Here is a 17729-nt window from a genome sequence, read left to right as displayed (position 1 = left end):
TTCGAACGCGATGCAATTCGAGGGCACGGTACTCCGCGGTCGCGACTTCGAACCGGTCGAAGGGCGGGTCGTGGTCGAAGATGGAATTATCACCGCCATCGAGGAGGCGGACACCGATTCGACGGATATCATTCTTCCCGCGTTCGTTAACGCGCACACGCACCTCGGCGACTCAATCGCCAAGGAAGCAGGCGGTGGGCTCTCCTTAGACGAGTTAGTCGCTCCGCCGGATGGTCTCAAACACCGACTTCTGCGGGCGGCGAGTACCGAGGAGAAAGTCGCCGCAATGCACCGGTCGCTCCGACTGATGGAACAAGGGGGAACGGCGGCCTGTCTCGAATTCCGCGAGGGCGGCGTCGACGGTGTCGATGTCATCCGTCAGGCGCTCGACGGCAGAGACATCGAGGCCGTCATCCTCGGACGGGAGACAGCGGACGCAATGGAGATTGCGGATGGCTTCGGGGCGTCCGGTGCGCGGGACGCCGAGTTCGCAACGCTTCGAAACGCGACCGCAGAGGCCGGAAAACTGTTCGGCATCCACGCCGGCGAGCGCGACGCCCACGACATCAATCCGGCGTTGGACCTCGAACCCGACTTCCTCGTCCACATGGTTCACCCCGAACCGCTCCACCTCGAACGGGTCGCAGACAGCGAGATTCCAATCGTCGTCTGCCCGCGGTCGAACCTCGTCACCGGTGTCGGCGTCCCGCCGGTGCGCGAACTAGCCAACCGGACGAAGGTCGCGCTCGGAACGGACAACGTGATGCTCAACAGTCCGTCGATGTTCCGCGAGATGGAGTTCACCTCGAAACTCGCAGACGTATCCGCCGCCGAGGTACTTCGAATGGCGACGATAAACGGGGCCGACCTCGCGGACCTGAACTATGGACTCATCGAGGAGGGCCGCGAGGGGAAACTGCTCGTCCTCGACGGCGACACGGACAACCTCGCAGGCGTCCAAGACGTGGTCCGCGCCGTCGTCCGTCGAGCCGGACTGTCGGACGTAAAAGACGTCCATCTCTGAGCGGCTGTCGACCGTCACCGGTGACACCTTCTCAGACCAATCAGCTTCACATCATATTCTCGCAGTACTCCTCACGTAGCAAAGGGTTATTACTACTGGTAAGAATATGTTACCATGTGTCATGGTGTTGTATGACCGAATTATCGTCCCCATCGACGGGTCAGACGGGTCCGAGCGCGTCGCGACCCACGCGGCCGCGCTTGCGGGGGTTCACAATGCGGAACTACACGGGGTCTACGTCGTAAATGCGGGAAGTTTCGTCGGACTTCCAGCGGAATCATCGTGGGAAGGCGTCGATGAACTGTTGCGTTCCGACGCCGAAGCGGCCCTCAGACTGATTAAACGGACGGCCGAGGAACACGATATCCCAGTCGAGACGCACGTCCTCGAAGGGTCACCGAGTCGGGAAATCGTCGAGTTCGCCGAGCGCGGCGACTGCGACCTTATCGTGATGGGGACACACGGCCGCGGTGGCATCGACCGGTTACTCTTGGGGTCGGTCGCAGAGAAAGTCGTCCGCGCGTCGAACGTTCCCGTCTTGACTGTCCGTATCGCAGGCGGCCGAGACAATACCGATGAATCGGCAGTCGAAGTACCCGTCGAATCCGCGGCGGACTCTCCTGTGGATGCTGAGACAACAGCAGACACAACCGCCACTGTCGACGGAGAAAGATAAGCCGCTCAGCGACCGTCGTCAGTTGCCGGGCGCAGGTGTTCGCAGTCGCCGGCGTGGACGCGTGTCTCACCCTCGTCGGTTTGGACGACGAGTGTTCCGGGGTGCTCTACGTCCACCGCTTTTCCTTCGACCACGCCGCTTGCGGTGTGGACGCGAACCTGTCTGCCGAGCGTGTCGGCCCGCTCGCGCCACGCCAGGAGGACGCTATCGAGGTCATCTCGCAGTTCTTCGAACCGTTCGAGTACCCGCTGGACGAACACGCGGCGTTCGACCGGGCCGGCTTCGGCGGCGATACTCGTCGCACCCTCCGGGAGCGTCTCGGGGTCGAGGTTGACGTTGGTACCGGGTCCGATGATTAACCACGAGATGCGGTCGGCTTCACCTTCCATCTCGGTGAGGATGCCGCAGAGCTTTTTGTAGCCGCGGTCAGACGCGCCAGAGTCAGCCGAACGATTGCTCGCTTCGCTCGCAATCCCCCCGTCGGACGCTGATGCGCCCGACGAGCCATCGTTCGTCGCCCGCTGCGGCGGACGACTCACGATAACGTCATTCGGCCACTTGATACTCGCATCAACACCTGCTTCACGCGCCGCATCGCAGACGGCGACGGCCATCGCGAGCGTGTACAGCGGTGCGTGCGCCGGTGGTTCGTCGGGCCGGACGAGCAGGCTCATCCAGACGCCACCGTCGGGTGCGGACCACTCGCGTCCCTTCCGGCCCTTGCTGGCGGACTGCTCGCGAGCGATGACGGCCACGTCCGTCGCGCCGTCGGCGGCGAGTTCGCGAGCGCGGTCGTTCGACGAGGCAAGAACCTCGTGGAACTCCACGTCGTAGTCGGCCTCCAGTCCGTACTCGATAGCCGGGCCACCGTATTCGGGAACGTCGGTTATGGTGTACCCATCACTTGTACTCTCGACGCCGAACCCATCGTCACGGAGTGATTCGACGTGCTTCCAGACCGCGGCGCGAGAGACGCCGAGTCGGTCCGCGAGGTCGGGACCGGAGACTGGCCCCTCGGCGAGTGCATCGAGGAGGGTGCGTCGCGTGTCGCTCATGAAGTCGGCTACGACGGCGCGAAGAAAGAGGTTCGTGGTTCCGGTTCTCCGTGCGAGAACTTCGACCGAGAGTGGCTATTCGAGGACGAGAAGCACGTCGCCCATGTCGACGCTATCGCCTTCGCCGACGAGCACCTGCGAGACGGTGCCACCGCGTTCGGCGACAACGTCGTTTTCCATCTTCATCGCTTCGAGGATGCAGACAGTGTCGCCGGGCTCGACGTCGTCGCCCTCGTCGACTTCGACAGCGAGGATGGTCCCCTGCATCTCGGCGGCGACGGACTCGCCGTCACCCTCGATTACCTGCTGTCCACCTTCGTCGCTCTCTTCACGGCGCTTTCGTGGGCCGGAGGGCTTCGATGCGGACGCGGCGGCCGATGCGCCGCCGAGCGGGATAGCGGGTGCGCCGCGCTCTTCGAGGCTGACTTCGAAGCGCTTGCCGTTGACCTCGACGGTGAAGGTGCGCTCTGTCACCTCTCCTTCCTCTTCGTCGCCGGCGACGGCTTCGGGGGACCAGCGCTCGACGGCGGCCTCGATGCGCTCGGGGTCGAGCACCTCGTCGAGGTACTTCGTCGTGTGGCTTCCCTCGCGGAACGCCTCGTCGGTGAGCATGAGGCGGTGGAACGGAATGACCGTTCGAAGTCCTTCGATGTCGAACTCGTTGAGTGCGCGCTCGGCGCGAACGAGGACTTCCTCGCGGTCAGACCCGGTGACGATGAGCTTTGCAATCATCGAGTCGTAGTCACCGCCGATTTCGTCGCCCTGACGGACGGCGTCGTCCATGCGGATGCCGATGCCGCCCGGCGGGTCGTAGGTCGAAAGCGTGCCCGTCGCGGGCGCGAATTCCTTTTCGGGGGCTTCCGCGTTGATGCGGAACTCCATCGAGTGGCCTTCGATTTCCACGTCGTCCTGCGAGAAGTCGAGTTCCTCGCCCGCGGCGACGCGCAGTTGCCACTTCACCACGTCGAGACCCGTCACTTCCTCGGTAACGGTGTGTTCGACCTGGATACGCGTGTTGACCTCCATAAAGTAGAACTCGCCGTCCTCGACGAGGAACTCCACCGTCCCGGCGTTGGTGTACTCCGCCGCGCGGACACCGCGTCGGGCGGCCTCGCCGATGCGCTCGCGCAGGTCCTCGGAGAGCGCAGGCGACGGCGCTTCCTCGATGACCTTCTGGTGGCGGCGCTGGAGCGAGCAGTCACGCTCGCCGAGGTGTCGGACGTTTCCGTGTTCGTCGGCGAGAATCTGCACCTCGATGTGGCGCGGCGCTTCGAGATACTTCTCGACGTAGACGGAGGCGTTGTCGAAGTACGCCTCACCCTCTCGCTTTGCCGTCTCGAACTGGCCATCGACCTCGTCTTCGGAGTGGACGACCTTCAGGCCACGACCGCCACCGCCACCTTCGGCCTTGATGGCGACCGGGTAGCCGTAGTCGTCGGCGACGGCTTTCACGTCCTCGGCGGAGTCTGCGGGCTCGGTCGTACCGGGGACGACCGGCACGTCGGCGTCCTGCATGAGCGACCGGGCCTTCGTCTTTTCACCCAGTCGCTCCATCGCGTCGGCGGACGGACCGACCCACGTGAACTCGGAATCTTCGACCTTTCGGGCGAACTCGGCGTTCTCAGCCAGGAATCCGTACCCCGGATGGATAGCGTCGGCGTCAGCCTTCCGGGCTGCTTCGATGACTGACTCGTGGTCGAGGTAGGAGTCGGCCGCACGGGCTGGGCCGATGTTGTACGCCTCGTCCGCGTAGCGTACGTGCCCACCGTGTTTGTCGGCCTCGCTGTAGACCGCGACAGTTCGGACTCCAAGCTCCTCGCACGCACGCATGACGCGCACTGCGATCTCGCCTCGGTTGGCGACGAGAACCTTGCTGAACATTTACAGTAGTCTTTCAGGGAACCACACGTTATTCTATCGGTTTCACAACGCACGTCGGTTCATGATTCGACAGTCAACGATTTACGTGTTCGACCATGAAAGAACCCGCCAGAAACCTAACGTACAAGCGGAATACGGTGAATATCGACTCAAATCCAAACGGCCTTATGCGTGTGCGACACTACGACATGGGTAATGGCAGTACGAGTCGGAATCCTCGGCGCAACCGGTGCAGTTGGACAGCGATTCATCCAGCTTCTCGAAGACCACCCAACGTTCGAACTCGCGGCGCTCACCGCGAGCGAGTCGAGCGCGGGCAAGCGATATGACGAAGCGGCAAAGTGGCGTGTCAATACCCCCATCCCGGACGACGTCGCGGAGATGGAAGTCGGTCGGACCGACCCCGCGGACGTGCCAGACGACATCGACCTCCTCTTTTCGTCGCTTCCCTCGTCGGTCGCCGCGGAGGCCGAACCGGACTTCCTCGAAGCCGGGTACGTCGTCTCCTCGAACTCCTCGAACGACCGCATGGCCCCCGACGTGCCGCTGACGATTCCCGAAATCAACCCCGGCCATCTCGACCTCATCGAGGTCCAGCGCGACGAGCGCGGGTGGGACGGCGCACTCGTGAAGAACCCGAACTGCTCGACCATCACGATGGTCCCGACGCTCGCCGCGCTTGACCAGTTCGGTCTCGACCGCGTCCACGTGACGACCCTGCAGGCCGTCTCCGGCGCGGGCTACGACGGCGTCACCTCGATGGAAATCATCGACAACGCCATCCCGCACATCGGCGGCGAAGAAGAAAAGATGGAAAGCGAGTCGCGGAAGCTTCTCGGCACGTTCGACGGCGCGGAAGTCGCACTCCACGACGCCGAGGTTAACGCCTCTTGTAACCGTATTCCGACGCTCGACGGTCACCTCGAAAGCGTCTTCGCGGACCTCGCTGAGGACGCCTCCCCCGAGGATGTCGCGGCCGCGATGCGGGAGTACCCCGGCGTCGACCTCCCGAGCGCGCCCGAGCAACTCATCCACGTCTTCGAGGACAACTTCCGCCCACAGCCCCGCCTCGACCGCGAGCGCGGTGATGGTATGCAGATCTCCGCCGGTGGCATTCAGGCGACCGACCGCGGCGTGAAGTACAACTGCCTCGCGCACAACACGATTCGCGGTGCTGCTGGCGCGTCTGTTCTCAACGGCGAACTCCTCGCCGAAGAAGGCTGGATTTAAGCTAAATCCAACTGTCGCGTTCGGCCTTACGGCCGGGTTCGTCGGCAGTATGCTGCCACTCGTGAGCGAGCAGTCCGTACCGGAACACGTCCACGTGTTCGCCGTCGACAAAGCCCTGTTCGCGGTGGACGCCCTCGCGCTGGAATCCGACTTTCTCTAGGACGCGACTCGAAGCCGGGTTGGTCTCGTAGGCGTTCGCGTACACTTTGTTGAGCCGTCGCTCTTCGAAGGCGTACCCACAGAGTGCCCGGAGCGCGTCGGTTGCATAGTCGTTCCCCCAGTGGTCGGGCGCGACCATGTAGCCGGCCTCGGTCGCCCCGTTGATGACGTTCGGCGGCTTGAGACCAATCGTTCCGACCGGCTCCCCGCCGTCACAGATGAGGAAGTTGATGTCGTCGCCCTCGCCGCGGGACTCGACCCAGTCGCGTTCGTTCGACCGCGTTACCGGATCGACGGCGGCGAGACCCTGTCGAACTCGCCGGTCGTTGATGGTCTCGTGGAGAAATTCGGTGTCTTCCGATTCGATGGTTCGGAGTTCGACGCGGTCGCCTTCGAGAAAGATTGCTCCGGGCATGTGTGACGTATCTCCGTAAATACATTTTAATGCCCTCATGCGGGGTCGGATGAGCGGGACACTTCCCAGCCGCGAGTGGACGAAATTTTGGTGGCGTGGCCGACAGACCTACTTGCTGTCTACTTTCATACACGGCTCACTATGCGTACCCGCCAGATTGGACTCACCGTTGCACTTCTCGGCTTGCTCATCGGCGTCGTTACTGCCGTCCAGCAGTTCCTCCCGGTCGTCGCACATCGAAGCGCTGTCTCGCTCGGCGAGATGGCGATAGGACTGAGCGCTATCTCGTTCCTCCTCGCTCCAGTCTTCCTGTTTCTGACCGGCTACTGGGCCGCCGGCCGAGCGGACATCCCTGCCGAGTACACGTCGTTCGCCGCGCTCTTCGGTCTCGTCGGCGGCGGCGCAGCACTCGTCGGGTTCGTTCCGGCCGCCATCGCAATCATCCCATCCGGGGCGTTCGAATTGACTCTCGTCTGGAGCGCACTGTACAACGTGGTCGTTCGAGGCATCGACTTCGCCATCACAGGTCTGGCGGGCGGCGCAGTCAGACACTTCAGCGGGCGATAGGCGTTCGGGCGCGGCGCGTCCAGTCAGACATCGTTTTCAGTGCGCATCCATCGAGTAGGGGTATGCAACGTCGCGGGCTCGAAACGGGACTCGCCGCCGGGCTGCTCTTCGCCACGCTCGGCGTCGTCGCGTGGGCGACCGGACGGGCGTTCATCTTCCCGAGTCTCGGCCCGTCGGCGTTCGTCCTCGCGTTCGAGCGTCGGGGGGCGCAACCCCGCCCGTCTCGCGTCGTCGGCGGACACCTCGTCGGTGCGGTGGTTGGCTTTCTCTCCTACGCACTCGTTGCGTCGGGCGTGACGCTCACCGCGTCACCGCCGCCGGTGTCCGTGGATGGGCTTCGACTCGTCACTAGCGGGGTCGTCTCCGTCGCCGCAACGAGTTGGGGAATGGTGAAAACGGATGCTGTTCATCCTCCGGCGTGTGCGACGACACTTATCGTCTCGCTCGGCCTGCTCTCGACGGCGGTGGATGTTGGGATTATCGTGGTGAGCGTAGTGGCGCTCGTGACGGTTCACCGGGGAGTTGAGTCGGCGGTCGGGGGCGTCAACGTTCGGTGAGCAGAACCGGAACTCAACAGAAGTTCTGCGTCGCATAGACGGCAGTTCCGCCCGATTCCTCGATTATGTACACACCGACGCCGATGTTATTCCACTCCGGCGTTAGGATGTTTTTGCGGTGACCGGTCGAGTTCATCCATTGATCCATCAGGCCATCTGCCAACTCCTGTTCGGTGGTCAGATAGCCAGCCCCAACGACGTTCTCGTCGTGATAGGTTTGCGCAATGTTTTCCGACCCTGTCATAATGACTGCAAGGCGGAAACCCGCGACTTTAGGCGCGGGAGGAAGCCGACAACACGGATACAAACAATCCTCGGTGGCAGGCCGACTCCCCCACGCCAACCCGAACTATTATAAATACGGGCTACTACATATGAAGTACAGATGGTGGAAGACGCAGCCACTCGAACCGTGCCCATCAAACTCGATGTGGCCGAGAGTTCCGCTGACCTCCTCCACCAGACAACCGACCACTTCCTCGACGCCGCCAACTACGTCGTAGACGTAGCGTGGGAGTCAGACTGGAAAATCACCAGCAAACAGAAACTCCACGACCAAACGTACTATGACGTTCGAGAAGACTCGCCGCTCCCGGCCAATCTCGTGCAAGCCGCACGAAACCGAGCCGCAGAAGCAGTCAAAGGCTGCGTCGAACGCTGGAAAGAAGGTAAGAAAGCCTCGAAACCCGAGTTCACGTCGCGGTTCGCCAGTTACGATGCCCGAACCGTCACAGTGAACGACGAACACTGCACGCTCGCCACTATCGACGGGCGAGTCACCGCTCAGTTCGTCTTACCAGATGAGTCTCGTGAGACGCCACACGCAGCGTACTTGTTCAACGACGAGTACGACGTGAAGGGAGCCACGCTTCACTACGACCGTATTGAGGGCTGTTTCTACCTTCATGTGCGGACAAAGCCCGCCGTGGAGAACGATGATGCCGAACAAGGCGATGCTAAGCACGTTTCCGTCCTTGGTGTTGACCTCGGCATCACAAACATCGCAACCACCTCAACAGGCCGATTCTGGAGTGGCGGTGAACTCAATCACTGGCATCGCGAATACGAGAAACGTCGTGGTGACCTGCAACAGACTGGGACGCGCTGGGCACATGAGAACATCCAATCCGTCGGTCGAACGCAAACCGGACGGTTCGAGCAATTGCTTCACACGGTGTCGAACGAACTGGTTGAAGAGGCTCTTGAGAACGAGTGTACGCATATTGTGTTCGAGCAACTCAAGGGGATTCGAGAACGCGTACCGCACGCGAAAGCGGTTCACAAATGGGCGTTCCACCGCCTCTACGAGTACGTCACGTACAAAGCCGAATCCGAGGGACTTGTGGTGAAGCAGATTAACCCGGCGTACACGAGTCAGCGTTGCTCGAAGTGTGGATTCACCCACGAAGATAACCGCCCACACAACAACGGACAAGACGAGTTTGAGTGTCTGAAGTGCGGGTACGACGTACACGCGGATTACAACGCGGCGAAGAATATTGGCCTGAAGTATCTCCGCGACCAGCAAAAGTCTGGGCGTGGAGGCGCACCCGTAGGCGTGCGCTTGAACAGCGGGATGATGAACGTGAATGGCGAGTATTCGCCTACCCTTCTATCGGGTTAGAACGGGAGTCCACGCTGAATGCCACGCCCTTCAGGGCGTGGTAGCTTACTCAGAACAAGGACGACGAACGTTCTGTCGTTACTGCAGAGGGGACAGACCCCTCTCAAGTCGATGAAACAGTCAAACACCTCGAACAGAAATCCAACGCGGTATCACGAACCGAGGACGAACGCCGAGAGAAGATTAGCCGTCTCAACAAAATATTGAGCGGCGAACCAACGGCTGGAACCCCTAAAAAGCCGAAATTTCTCGGCGAGCCACCGAGCGAACGGAGTGGAAAACCGTACCGCGTATTTGAACCAGAACTCACCGTCGGTACAGCAATTGAGCCGACGTACTCGAAGAGTCCAGACCTGAATCCCGATGGGACATTACAATACGAGGATGAGCCTGACTACCTAGCGGAAGATGCAATAGCGCTAGACCGAGAGAGCAATTCGATTTTGAAATGGACAGTACTGTCGGTTGGGGTGCTCGGTTTGTTGGTTGCGGTTGCTGTTTGGACTGGTCTCGTCTGAGTTGTTTCGAGCCTGTTTCTCTCGGTAGCGGTGATTTCTCAATCTCTGGAAAAACTATCTACTGAGATTTTTGAAATTGACTTGGGTCAAAAGTTTTGAGCTATCCTCACCGAGAAATCCGCTCCGCTAATGCAGTGCGTCCATTATTATCTTTTAATCGCCGATATAGTTGACAGTGCCAAAATCATAATCGAAAATACAAGTGCTGTCCAAGAAATGAGACTCGTGATGGCAACATTTGCTATTTTGAGTAACTGAACACCTCCCTCTGTATCTGGAATCTGGAATCTGCTGGGTGAGTGTCCCCCGGATGCGGTAGCGGTTCGCCGGACAGGACAGACTCACCGCGAGTCTCGGATTCTCGTGGGAATCCAGGTCAGTCCGGCGGGCATCTGTCCACCCTATGCTCGAACGTAGATTCGAAACGATACGTTATCTTCAGACCGCAGTTCGCCTTTGCTCTCGTGAAACCCGTTTCGTGGACAGGAATCCACGTCTCTCACTCGTCGAATCAGAGCAGTCCTGCGAGGACGAGGAGTGCTATCGAGACGCCACTCGCCCCGAGAAACCACGGGCGCGCCTTCGTCGCCGCCGTTGCGGCCCCGCCGGATTGGCTACCGGTGAGTCGGCGGAAGCCGAAGAAAAGCGTCACTGCGAGGACGAGCCACAAGCCGACCATCGCTAAGATGCGGTGTCCCCGTCCCGTGGTCTGGAGCGTTTCGGCGGTGTAGAGCGTCCCGGCGAGATGGCCGCCGCTGAACAACAAGAAGAGAACCGAAGCGACTGTGAGATACCAGAACCGACGCGCGATAAGGGTCAGACCATCCGTGGGTAGCAGTTCACGGCGCGCCGCCGGAACAACCGCACCCGAAACGACGAGCGTCCCGCCCGTCCAAAGCGCCGCGAAGAGGGTGTGGATGGTCATCGCCACGTCGAAACCCGTCGTCATCGGCGACACCCCGTGGTCGGCGCGGCGGTCGGGTTTTCTCGGCGCGCTGTGGTGGTTGTACCCAGACAACTGAACTCGTGTGGATTACGCTCGACCGTTCTGTGTGTCATCTTCGGGGTGTTCGAGAGTGGCAGATAAACATCGATGGAGGCGTCCCAAGTTGTGGGACTACAGTCGCGTTTGCAAGTCATTGCACACTCGATCGGCTGTGTCACCAGTTGCAAACGCTACTATAGCTTCGGTGACGAAAGAGAGAACCGTACGGAAAGAACGTGATCGAGGCATTCCGCGCATCTGGGAATGGCCGGGATTTCTATACCTCTTCTGCGAAAAGAAGAGTCGAGTGTATAGCGTATGGTGACCGCTGATTCCCGAATCGGAGACGCGACCGACAACACGTGAGATGAGTGAACAACACCTTGGGTCGAATCGACTCTCGCTGATCCCGTCGAGCAGTGGCTCGACAGACTCATCTACCGAAATGGCCCACGTTTCCTCTGACGACCTCGACGGTCCCGTGCTCCCGATAGTGTTGCAATCACTCGACGACAGCAACTGTCGAGCGATACTCTCGCAGTTAGACAGCCCGATGTCCGCGAGCGAACTCTGTGAGGAGTGCGACCTGTCCAGTTCGACCGTCTACCGAAAGCTCGAATTACTCCGCGACTCGGCGCTCGTTCGGGAGTATACCGAGGTTCGACGCGACGGGCCGAACGTCACGCTCTACGAGCGGGATTTCACGGAGGTCACTATCGGCATCGACGGCACCGGTGAGTTCTCGTTGACGGTGGCTCGTCCAGAGACGGATGCGGAAGACCGATTAGCGACGTTCTGGTCGGCGATGAAAGAGGAGTCGTAATGGAGCTACTCGTCGCATCGCTCGTTGTCGTCAAGATTGCCGCGTTGGTCCTCGGCGGAGTCGTCTCGTTGATGGCGTATCGGGCCTACAACCGCACGCGGATTGCCGGCCTTCAGTACTTTGCAGTGGGGTTAGCAGTCATCACGCTGGGAACGGCCCTCGTCGGCGTGTTTCACCACCTCGGCGGAGCTTCGACCACCGAGGGAATGCTCTTCGAGAGCGTGATTATCTGTCTGGGATTCGTCGTGATGATATTCGGCCTCTACCAGACTTGAGAGCCAATTTTCTCAGAACGGGTGCTATCCGGTCACTTAACCTCGAATCGAAGCGGCCGTAGGTTTGCAACTGGGCACATAGCAAATCGAACGACAGCGGTCGGTCGCGTGCGCACTGACGGAGAAACGCGGCTGTAGTTCTCCCACATCTTGGGACGCCTCCATTGCTCCTTATCGACCGCTATCGCAGTGGGAGTATGAACGAATTCGAAGCGTCCGTTACTCGGCCTGACTTCACAGTCGCTCTCGTAACAGGTGGTGTTTGCGACCGATGAAGCGGGACCTAACGTCTCGATACGCAGACGTGGTCGCTTCGCGGAGTCGGTTGGTAATCGCGCTGGTACTCGTCGTCAGTGCCGTTGTCGGCGCTGGCGCGATTGTCGGCACCACCGGAGACGGAGACATCGGCACCGCACGTCTCGATTCGCCGGAGCAGGCGGCGCTCGACCAGATCGAATCGACGTACGAAACTGACGATGCAGTCGTCGCACAAATCGTCGTCAGAGACCGGGGAGGTGACGTTCTCACTCGTGACTCGCTACTACGGAGCCTCCGCCTACAACGGGACCTCCGCGAAAACGAGTCGATCAATTCGACGCTCCACGACGAGACGAAACTCGTCGGCATCGAGAACATCGTGGCGAACGTCGCGTACGCCCACGAACAGCGCGACAGTCACACTACATCGAGGCCCTCTACGGCCGCGAGAAACAACACGTCTGCTTCGGCCCAGTCGGCCCGAGGCGCGTCGCAAACGCCGACGCTCGACCAGCAGATTGCGGCACTCGAAGCTAGTTCCGATGAAGCGGTCGAGACGTATCTCAGCCGTATTCTCGGCCCAGACGCATCCGTTCCCGGCAACGACCCGGCCGAATTCCTGCCGTCGAAATACGAACCAGGCACTTCGAGTGCGGACGCGAGAACGACTCTCGTCTTCCAGAGGAATCCGGACGGGTCGGCGGCGACCACCCGGGAGGTCAACGATGCGCAGGTTGCTATCGAGTCGCTCGTCACGGAGCGCTTCGCCGACGCGTTCGTTTTCGGACAGGGCACCATCGACGCGGAGTCCTCGCAGGCGATTGGTGATACGTTTATCATCGTCACGCCGGTCGCAATCGTCCTCCTCCTCGTCGTGCTCGCCATCGCCTACCGCGACATCGTGGACGTTCTCGTGAGCGTGTTCGGTGTCGGCGTCGTGATGGTCTGGTACGCCGGCGTACAGGGGTGGCTCGGCATTCCGTCGAACTCGACGTTGATCGCCGTGCCGTTCTTGCTCATTGGCCTGAGCATCGACTACTCGCTCCACGTCGTGATGCGCTATCGAGAGGCCCGAGCGGGTGTCCTCGACACCGACGACGAAACTGCCGGCCAGCGAGACCCAACGACAGCGATGCGTGTCGGGGTTGCCGGTGTCGTCCTCGCATTAGCGACTGCCGCATTTTCGACGGCTGTTGGCTTCTCGTCGAACTACGTTAGCCCGCTGGGTTCGATTCAGGACTTCGCCATCTTGAGCAGCGTTGGCATCGTCGCCATCTTCGTCGTCTTCGCCGCGCTCGTCCCGGCTGTCAAACTCGAACTCGAACGAGTGTTCGCCCGCCGCGGTCGCCGCCGAAACGTTGCTGTCGGCGTCGGCTCCGGGCGGCTGAACGGCCTTCTGTCAGGTGCTGCCAGGCTCGCACAGCGAGCGCCCGTCGTCGTTCTCGTGGTCTCGCTACTGCTCGCCTCCGCAGGCGCGTATGGTGCGACTGGTATCGACACCGAGTTCAACCAAGCCGACTTCCTCACGCAGGATGCCCCGGCGTGGATGAAGTCCCTCCCGGAACCGTTCGCGCCCAGCGACTACGAGGCGAGCGAGAACCTCGACTACCTGAGCGACAACTTCCGCCAACGTGGACAGGGGTCGGCGGGACAGATACTCGTACGGGAGAACGTCACTGCGCCGGCACTACTCACCGCAACCGACGACGTGACCCATAGCGTGAGCAGTCGAGAGACGGTCGTCGTCGGCTCTGACGGCAACGCCGCTATCGAGAGCCCGGCATCCGTTCTTCGGAGCGTCGCCGCCCAAAACGAGACGGTCGCGGGCGCAATCGAATCGCGTGACACAGATGGTGACGGGCTTCCGGAGAGGGACGTCGCGGCAGTCTACGACCTGTTGTTCGACGTCGCCCCCGAACAGGCATCCTCGGTCCTCTACCGCTCTGAGACGGGAACGTACGAATCCGCGCGACTGACTATCGGCGTGGAAGGCGACGCCTCGGCCCAGTCGGTTGCAGGCGACGTGCGAGACGTCGCATCGGCCATCGAGTCGGATGCGCCGGTGAGAGCGACTGCGACCGGCGGGCCGGTCATCACCGCTGTCGTCCAAAGCGCGCTGTTCGAGACGCTCGTCGAAGGGTTCGCCATCACGCTCGGCGTCATTCTCACGCTTCTCGTCGGGCTATACTGGGTGCGCTACGGTGCGCCGGGGGTGGGGTTGGTGACGATCGCCCCCGTCCTGATTGCACTCGCGTGGTTGCTCGGAACGATGGCGGTACTCGATATCCCGTTCAACAGCGAGACGGTCGTTATTACCAGTCTGGCGATTGGTCTCGGCGTGGATTACAGCATCCACGTCAGTGAACGATTCATCGACGAACGCGCCCAGCGCGACTCGCTTGCGGACACGCTGTCTACGGCACTCACCGGCACTGGAAGTGCATTGCTCGGCAGTGCTGTGACGACCGCATCCGGGTTCGGCGTGCTCGCACTGTCGCTTTCGCCACCGCTGCAGCGGTTCGGTCTCGTCACTGGACTGAGCATCATCTACGCGTTCGTCGCGTGTATGACCGTGCTTCCGTGCCTTCTCGTGGCCCGTGAGCGCTTGCTCGGACGGTTCTCGTACGGGTCCCCGGACGCGAGGTGAGGTTCGGTTTGTGGTCGGGCGGGACCGTCTGAAAACGGCCGGAACGCTCGTCCATCCGTACGCGACTCCCTCGATAGAAATCCCTCATTCGGAACTTCAAGACGACCAACCGAAACTATTTGTGTATGACTTTGAAAAATAGACAGTATGCTGTCTATCCTTCAAGCAGGTGTCCCCGGCGGCCCGGAACTGCTCATTTTGTTCTTCATCGGGCTACTGCTCGTCGTACCGCTAGCCGTGGCTTTCTTCGTCTATCGAGACGCAAAGCGCCGAAACAGTAGGCACGCGCTCGCGTGGGGTATCGGTGCGTTCTTGGGTGGTGTCATCGTCTGGATTCTCTACTTCGTCGTGCGCGACGAGGTCGGGTCCAGTGGCACTACCGCAAGCGTCTAAGCGAACCCGGAGGCGAACACTTCTCGCAGGTGCCATCTTTTGTCGAACATTGGCGTGTGCTGTCCGAAGCATGCGCTCTCTATTCTGTATCTTGGAAACGTCTCTCCGCCACGCTTGCTCGAGTTGTGGTTTACCAACGTCTACCTCGGACCATTGCCAGGCACAGTTCGGTGCGGGCAGTTTCTGCAGCTCTTGGAGATGTGCTCGGAACCAGTGGGGGGTCGCTACGATTGCTGTATCTCGCGGGAATCATATTTGGTACCAGTCTCCCCAAGATGACAGATTATCTATATTTCACTGGCTAATAGCTCTATTGCTAATTTCCTATTTTGGACTCATTTTGAAATGTGAATGTGTACAGAGTTAATTGTTTGAATCCACCATTTCCAAGAATCGGGTTTTTCCGGAAGTTGAGTCTGATCTGACCGCGTCCCGTCTGGCCTTTATTTCATCTAATTTCTACCGAACTATCCGAGAGGTGGGTATGCGTAATCAGCACATTGAGAACCCCCAATACAATTCAAATTTAACTTCGTTCATCGGAGACCTACTGATTTCAACTGCCCCGATGAGGTTTGACAGTAGAATATTCTCTCTGTACGTAGTATAGTAGTTTAATGTCATCCCGTTGGGCACGGAATTCAGATATTTCTGTGTCTGATATTTCGTATTCTTTCATTAGCTCTTCACGCACTTTATCTAATTCGTGGAAGAGACTTTCATTTTTTCCTTGAATGTTATAACTTAATTCAATTAATATATCCATTGGTGTTGAGAAACAATCAACTTCGCGCAAAAAAATCAACTTCATTATTTGAACTTCGCCTACGGTATTGTACGAATTTGTAAGCACCTCGTCTGAGATACTATGTGCCTTTTCTTTAATGTGTAATTGTTGTTTGATTGTCGGATGAAAGTTGGGTACGATATGGGGGTCTGCAAGAATGTCATCCAGATAATTTCCCATTTTTGACACAATGTACCTCCTGTTTTTCCTGTATTCATCTATTTGATCAAAGTATTCAAGAATTGATTCCTGCAGATGGTTATACTCGGTCTCACGACCCAGATCATAGAGAGAGACATTTTCTGGAATTTCGGTGAGTCTCAATGGTGGTAATATCGGTTTTCCGGAGTGGAGTGGGTCTTCTTCCCACCCACTCTGATGCCGGAGTAGATTTTCCAGAACGGGGTCAATCCCTAATGCAATTAACTTCTTGATTCCCTCTCCTTTTCTATCTCGGCGCAGTTCTTCGAGATTCTGTTTGCTGTGCCGGAGAGATTCAATAGTCCCATACGCTAGAATGAGAGTGGCAACTGGCCCAGCAGCCAATATCAACGCGTTGGCAGTATTGGTGGTGAAAATTTCAATATGTTCACCTATGAATGCTATTAAAATGAAACCGAAGACGATTATCACACCGAGGATGAAAAGGCCTCGATCAGTCTTGAACATGTTTGCTACTATAACTCAATCTTTGCACTGGAATAGTTTGATCGGCCGCTATCACAATATAAAAATCCGATATGAACGAATGCTTAAATATATGATGACCACACTCTATATCTCGTACGCTGTTTTTGATAGATACTGGAAAGTTATCACCCGTACCAGTCACTACTTGCCCTGTATTTAGGGCGGCGTTCGTGACAGTAACAGAGTAAACGCAGTCGGAACCGATGCTTCCGAGACTAGGCTATTCTCGGAGACCATTCACTTACGATGATTGCTGTAGAAAGGGTTCTATTGATTTCCCGGAATCTTAATGTCCGAAATCGCTATGACATATGGTTTTAATGACTAGATGATGTCTGATATCGGACGATGGGTTGTCTGGGGACTTCTCCCATCAGTAATCGCAGGGATTCTACTCAATACTCTGATTCCATTTAACTCAATTAACAGTGATTCCTTTGCTGTCGTGCTGGCTGATCCGGTGCTACGAGTCGGAGCGTTGACGGTTGTACTAGTTGCTCCGGTGTACTTTGGAGTGAGCTACATTATCGGACTCATATACTCAATCTTAGACAGAAGACAAGAGATCCGAAAAAGCAACTCGAGTAGTGTTTCTGTCATTCCTTCGCCCCCGGATAAGATGATTTGGCATGGTGTAGTTCGGCAGTATGATGTTGACTGGTTCGTTACCTTCGGCGAACCACGTCGCGGTGGTACACAATACGCATACATTGTGAGAGGCCCGTGCTGCCCAGATTGTCAAACCGAAATGCTCCATCGAAATAAGACTAGACTTGTCGCATTGAAGCGCCGTGTGTGGTTATGCCCAGAATGTAATATTGTTATCGACCGGCCGAAAGATCTGCTATTTAACGAAGAGCGTGGTGTGAAAAATATCGTTGAAAAACACTTGACGGCAGCTCTATCCGTTGATAACCCTAAGGGATACGTCGAATCGTTAGATAACCTAGATACAGGCAAGTGGAGGCGGCTGTTATATCTCACAACCCCCATGATGGGCAACAAAAAGGAATGAATTTCCGTAATACCCGCGTAGCTGGGGCTGTATCCCGCTCGGGTTCCCCTTAAAGAACGATTTGTCTCCTGTATGGTGGATAGTTTTGATACTGTGAAAGGTCTTCAGTGCGGGGGACTATCTGACATGCTCTTTCCCCCCCACTGTTAG

The 17729-nt window shown here is 58.5% G+C and carries 17 protein-coding genes; 11 read left to right on the top strand and 6 right to left on the bottom strand.

Going from position 1 to position 17729, the window contains the following annotated elements:
- Positions 1-10: 10 nt before the first annotated feature.
- Both QT222_RS19100 and QT222_RS19095 read left to right on the top strand, forming a co-directional pair.
- Positions 11-1024, top strand: a complete 1014-nt coding sequence (locus QT222_RS19100; protein WP_004059938.1) for an amidohydrolase family protein — start codon at positions 11-13, stop codon at positions 1022-1024.
- A 121-nt stretch (positions 1025-1145) separates the two neighbouring features.
- Positions 1146-1700 (top strand): universal stress protein, encoded by a 555-nt coding sequence (locus QT222_RS19095; RefSeq protein ID WP_004059939.1) that lies wholly within the window; start codon positions 1146-1148, stop codon positions 1698-1700.
- Between the two features lie 5 nt (positions 1701-1705).
- Here the strand turns inward: QT222_RS19095 and QT222_RS19090 are convergent, their stop codons facing one another.
- Positions 1706-2755, bottom strand: coding sequence for a biotin--[acetyl-CoA-carboxylase] ligase (locus QT222_RS19090; protein ID WP_491478078.1), 1050 nt, complete (start codon positions 2753-2755; stop codon positions 1706-1708).
- Between the two features lie 75 nt (positions 2756-2830).
- The gene (gene pccA, locus QT222_RS19085) at positions 2831-4636 is read right to left on the bottom strand and encodes a propionyl-CoA carboxylase biotin carboxylase/biotin-carboxyl carrier subunit (RefSeq protein ID WP_004059941.1); all 1806 of its coding nucleotides are present in this window, start codon (positions 4634-4636) and stop codon (positions 2831-2833) included.
- Positions 4637-4831: 195 nt separating this feature from the next.
- Here pccA and asd point away from each other — a divergent pair, with 195 nt between their 5' ends.
- On the top strand, positions 4832-5866 hold the full coding sequence (gene asd, locus QT222_RS19080) for an aspartate-semialdehyde dehydrogenase (RefSeq protein WP_491478077.1): 1035 nt from the start codon (positions 4832-4834) through the stop codon (positions 5864-5866).
- Position 5867: 1 nt separating this feature from the next.
- Here the strand turns inward: asd and QT222_RS19075 are convergent, their stop codons facing one another.
- Positions 5868-6440 carry a GNAT family N-acetyltransferase gene (locus QT222_RS19075; protein ID WP_491478076.1) on the bottom strand — a complete coding sequence of 191 codons (573 nt, stop codon included), beginning with the start codon at positions 6438-6440 and terminating at the stop codon, positions 5868-5870.
- Between the two features lie 141 nt (positions 6441-6581).
- Between QT222_RS19075 and QT222_RS19070 the strand changes: the two genes are divergently transcribed.
- A complete protein-coding gene (locus tag QT222_RS19070) occupies positions 6582-7007 on the top strand; it encodes a hypothetical protein (RefSeq protein WP_491478075.1) in 426 nt (141 codons plus the stop codon).
- A gap of 62 nt (positions 7008-7069) precedes the next feature.
- Positions 7070-7564, top strand: a complete 495-nt coding sequence (locus QT222_RS19065; RefSeq protein WP_491478074.1) for an HPP family protein — start codon at positions 7070-7072, stop codon at positions 7562-7564.
- Between the two features lie 13 nt (positions 7565-7577).
- On the opposite strand, the gene QT222_RS19060 is transcribed toward QT222_RS19065, so the two are convergent.
- Entirely contained in the window at positions 7578-7808 is a 231-nt protein-coding gene (locus QT222_RS19060; RefSeq protein WP_491478073.1) for a CAP domain-containing protein, read from the bottom strand.
- Between the two features lie 141 nt (positions 7809-7949).
- On the opposite strand from QT222_RS19060, the gene QT222_RS19055 reads away from it, so the two are divergent.
- Entirely contained in the window at positions 7950-9188 is a 1239-nt protein-coding gene (locus tag QT222_RS19055) for an RNA-guided endonuclease InsQ/TnpB family protein (protein ID WP_491478072.1), read from the top strand.
- 1029 nt (positions 9189-10217) lie between these two features.
- On the opposite strand, the gene QT222_RS19050 is transcribed toward QT222_RS19055, so the two are convergent.
- On the bottom strand, positions 10218-10655 hold the full coding sequence (locus QT222_RS19050; RefSeq protein WP_014732506.1) for a hypothetical protein: 438 nt from the start codon (positions 10653-10655) through the stop codon (positions 10218-10220).
- A 403-nt stretch (positions 10656-11058) separates the two neighbouring features.
- Between QT222_RS19050 and QT222_RS19045 the strand changes: the two genes are divergently transcribed.
- The 4 genes from QT222_RS19045 to QT222_RS19030 all read left to right on the top strand — a co-directional run bounded on the left by QT222_RS19045 (position 11059) and on the right by QT222_RS19030 (position 15087).
- Entirely contained in the window at positions 11059-11514 is a 456-nt protein-coding gene (locus QT222_RS19045) for a helix-turn-helix domain-containing protein (protein ID WP_491478071.1), read from the top strand.
- On the top strand, positions 11514-11789 hold the full coding sequence (locus QT222_RS19040) for a DUF7521 family protein (RefSeq protein WP_004059950.1): 276 nt from the start codon (positions 11514-11516) through the stop codon (positions 11787-11789). Before QT222_RS19045 ends, QT222_RS19040 begins: the two co-directional genes overlap by 1 nt.
- A gap of 271 nt (positions 11790-12060) precedes the next feature.
- Positions 12061-14694 carry an efflux RND transporter permease subunit gene (locus QT222_RS19035; RefSeq protein ID WP_491478070.1) on the top strand — a complete coding sequence of 878 codons (2634 nt, stop codon included), beginning with the start codon at positions 12061-12063 and terminating at the stop codon, positions 14692-14694.
- A 147-nt stretch (positions 14695-14841) separates the two neighbouring features.
- Entirely contained in the window at positions 14842-15087 is a 246-nt protein-coding gene (locus QT222_RS19030) for a hypothetical protein (protein WP_004059952.1), read from the top strand.
- Positions 15088-15643: 556 nt separating this feature from the next.
- Here the strand turns inward: QT222_RS19030 and QT222_RS19025 are convergent.
- Complete coding sequence (locus QT222_RS19025) at positions 15644-16543, bottom strand: hypothetical protein (protein ID WP_491478069.1); 900 nt, start codon at positions 16541-16543, stop codon at positions 15644-15646.
- A gap of 352 nt (positions 16544-16895) precedes the next feature.
- On the opposite strand from QT222_RS19025, the gene QT222_RS19020 reads away from it, so the two are divergent.
- Entirely contained in the window at positions 16896-17579 is a 684-nt protein-coding gene (locus QT222_RS19020) for a hypothetical protein (protein ID WP_491478068.1), read from the top strand.
- The last annotated feature ends 150 nt before the right edge of the window (positions 17580-17729 follow it).

The sequence above is a fragment of the Haloferax sp. s1 genome (assembly GCF_058382125.1).
The sequence above is the reverse complement of the archived record's forward strand: the minus strand, read 5'-3'. Positions and strand labels throughout refer to the sequence as shown.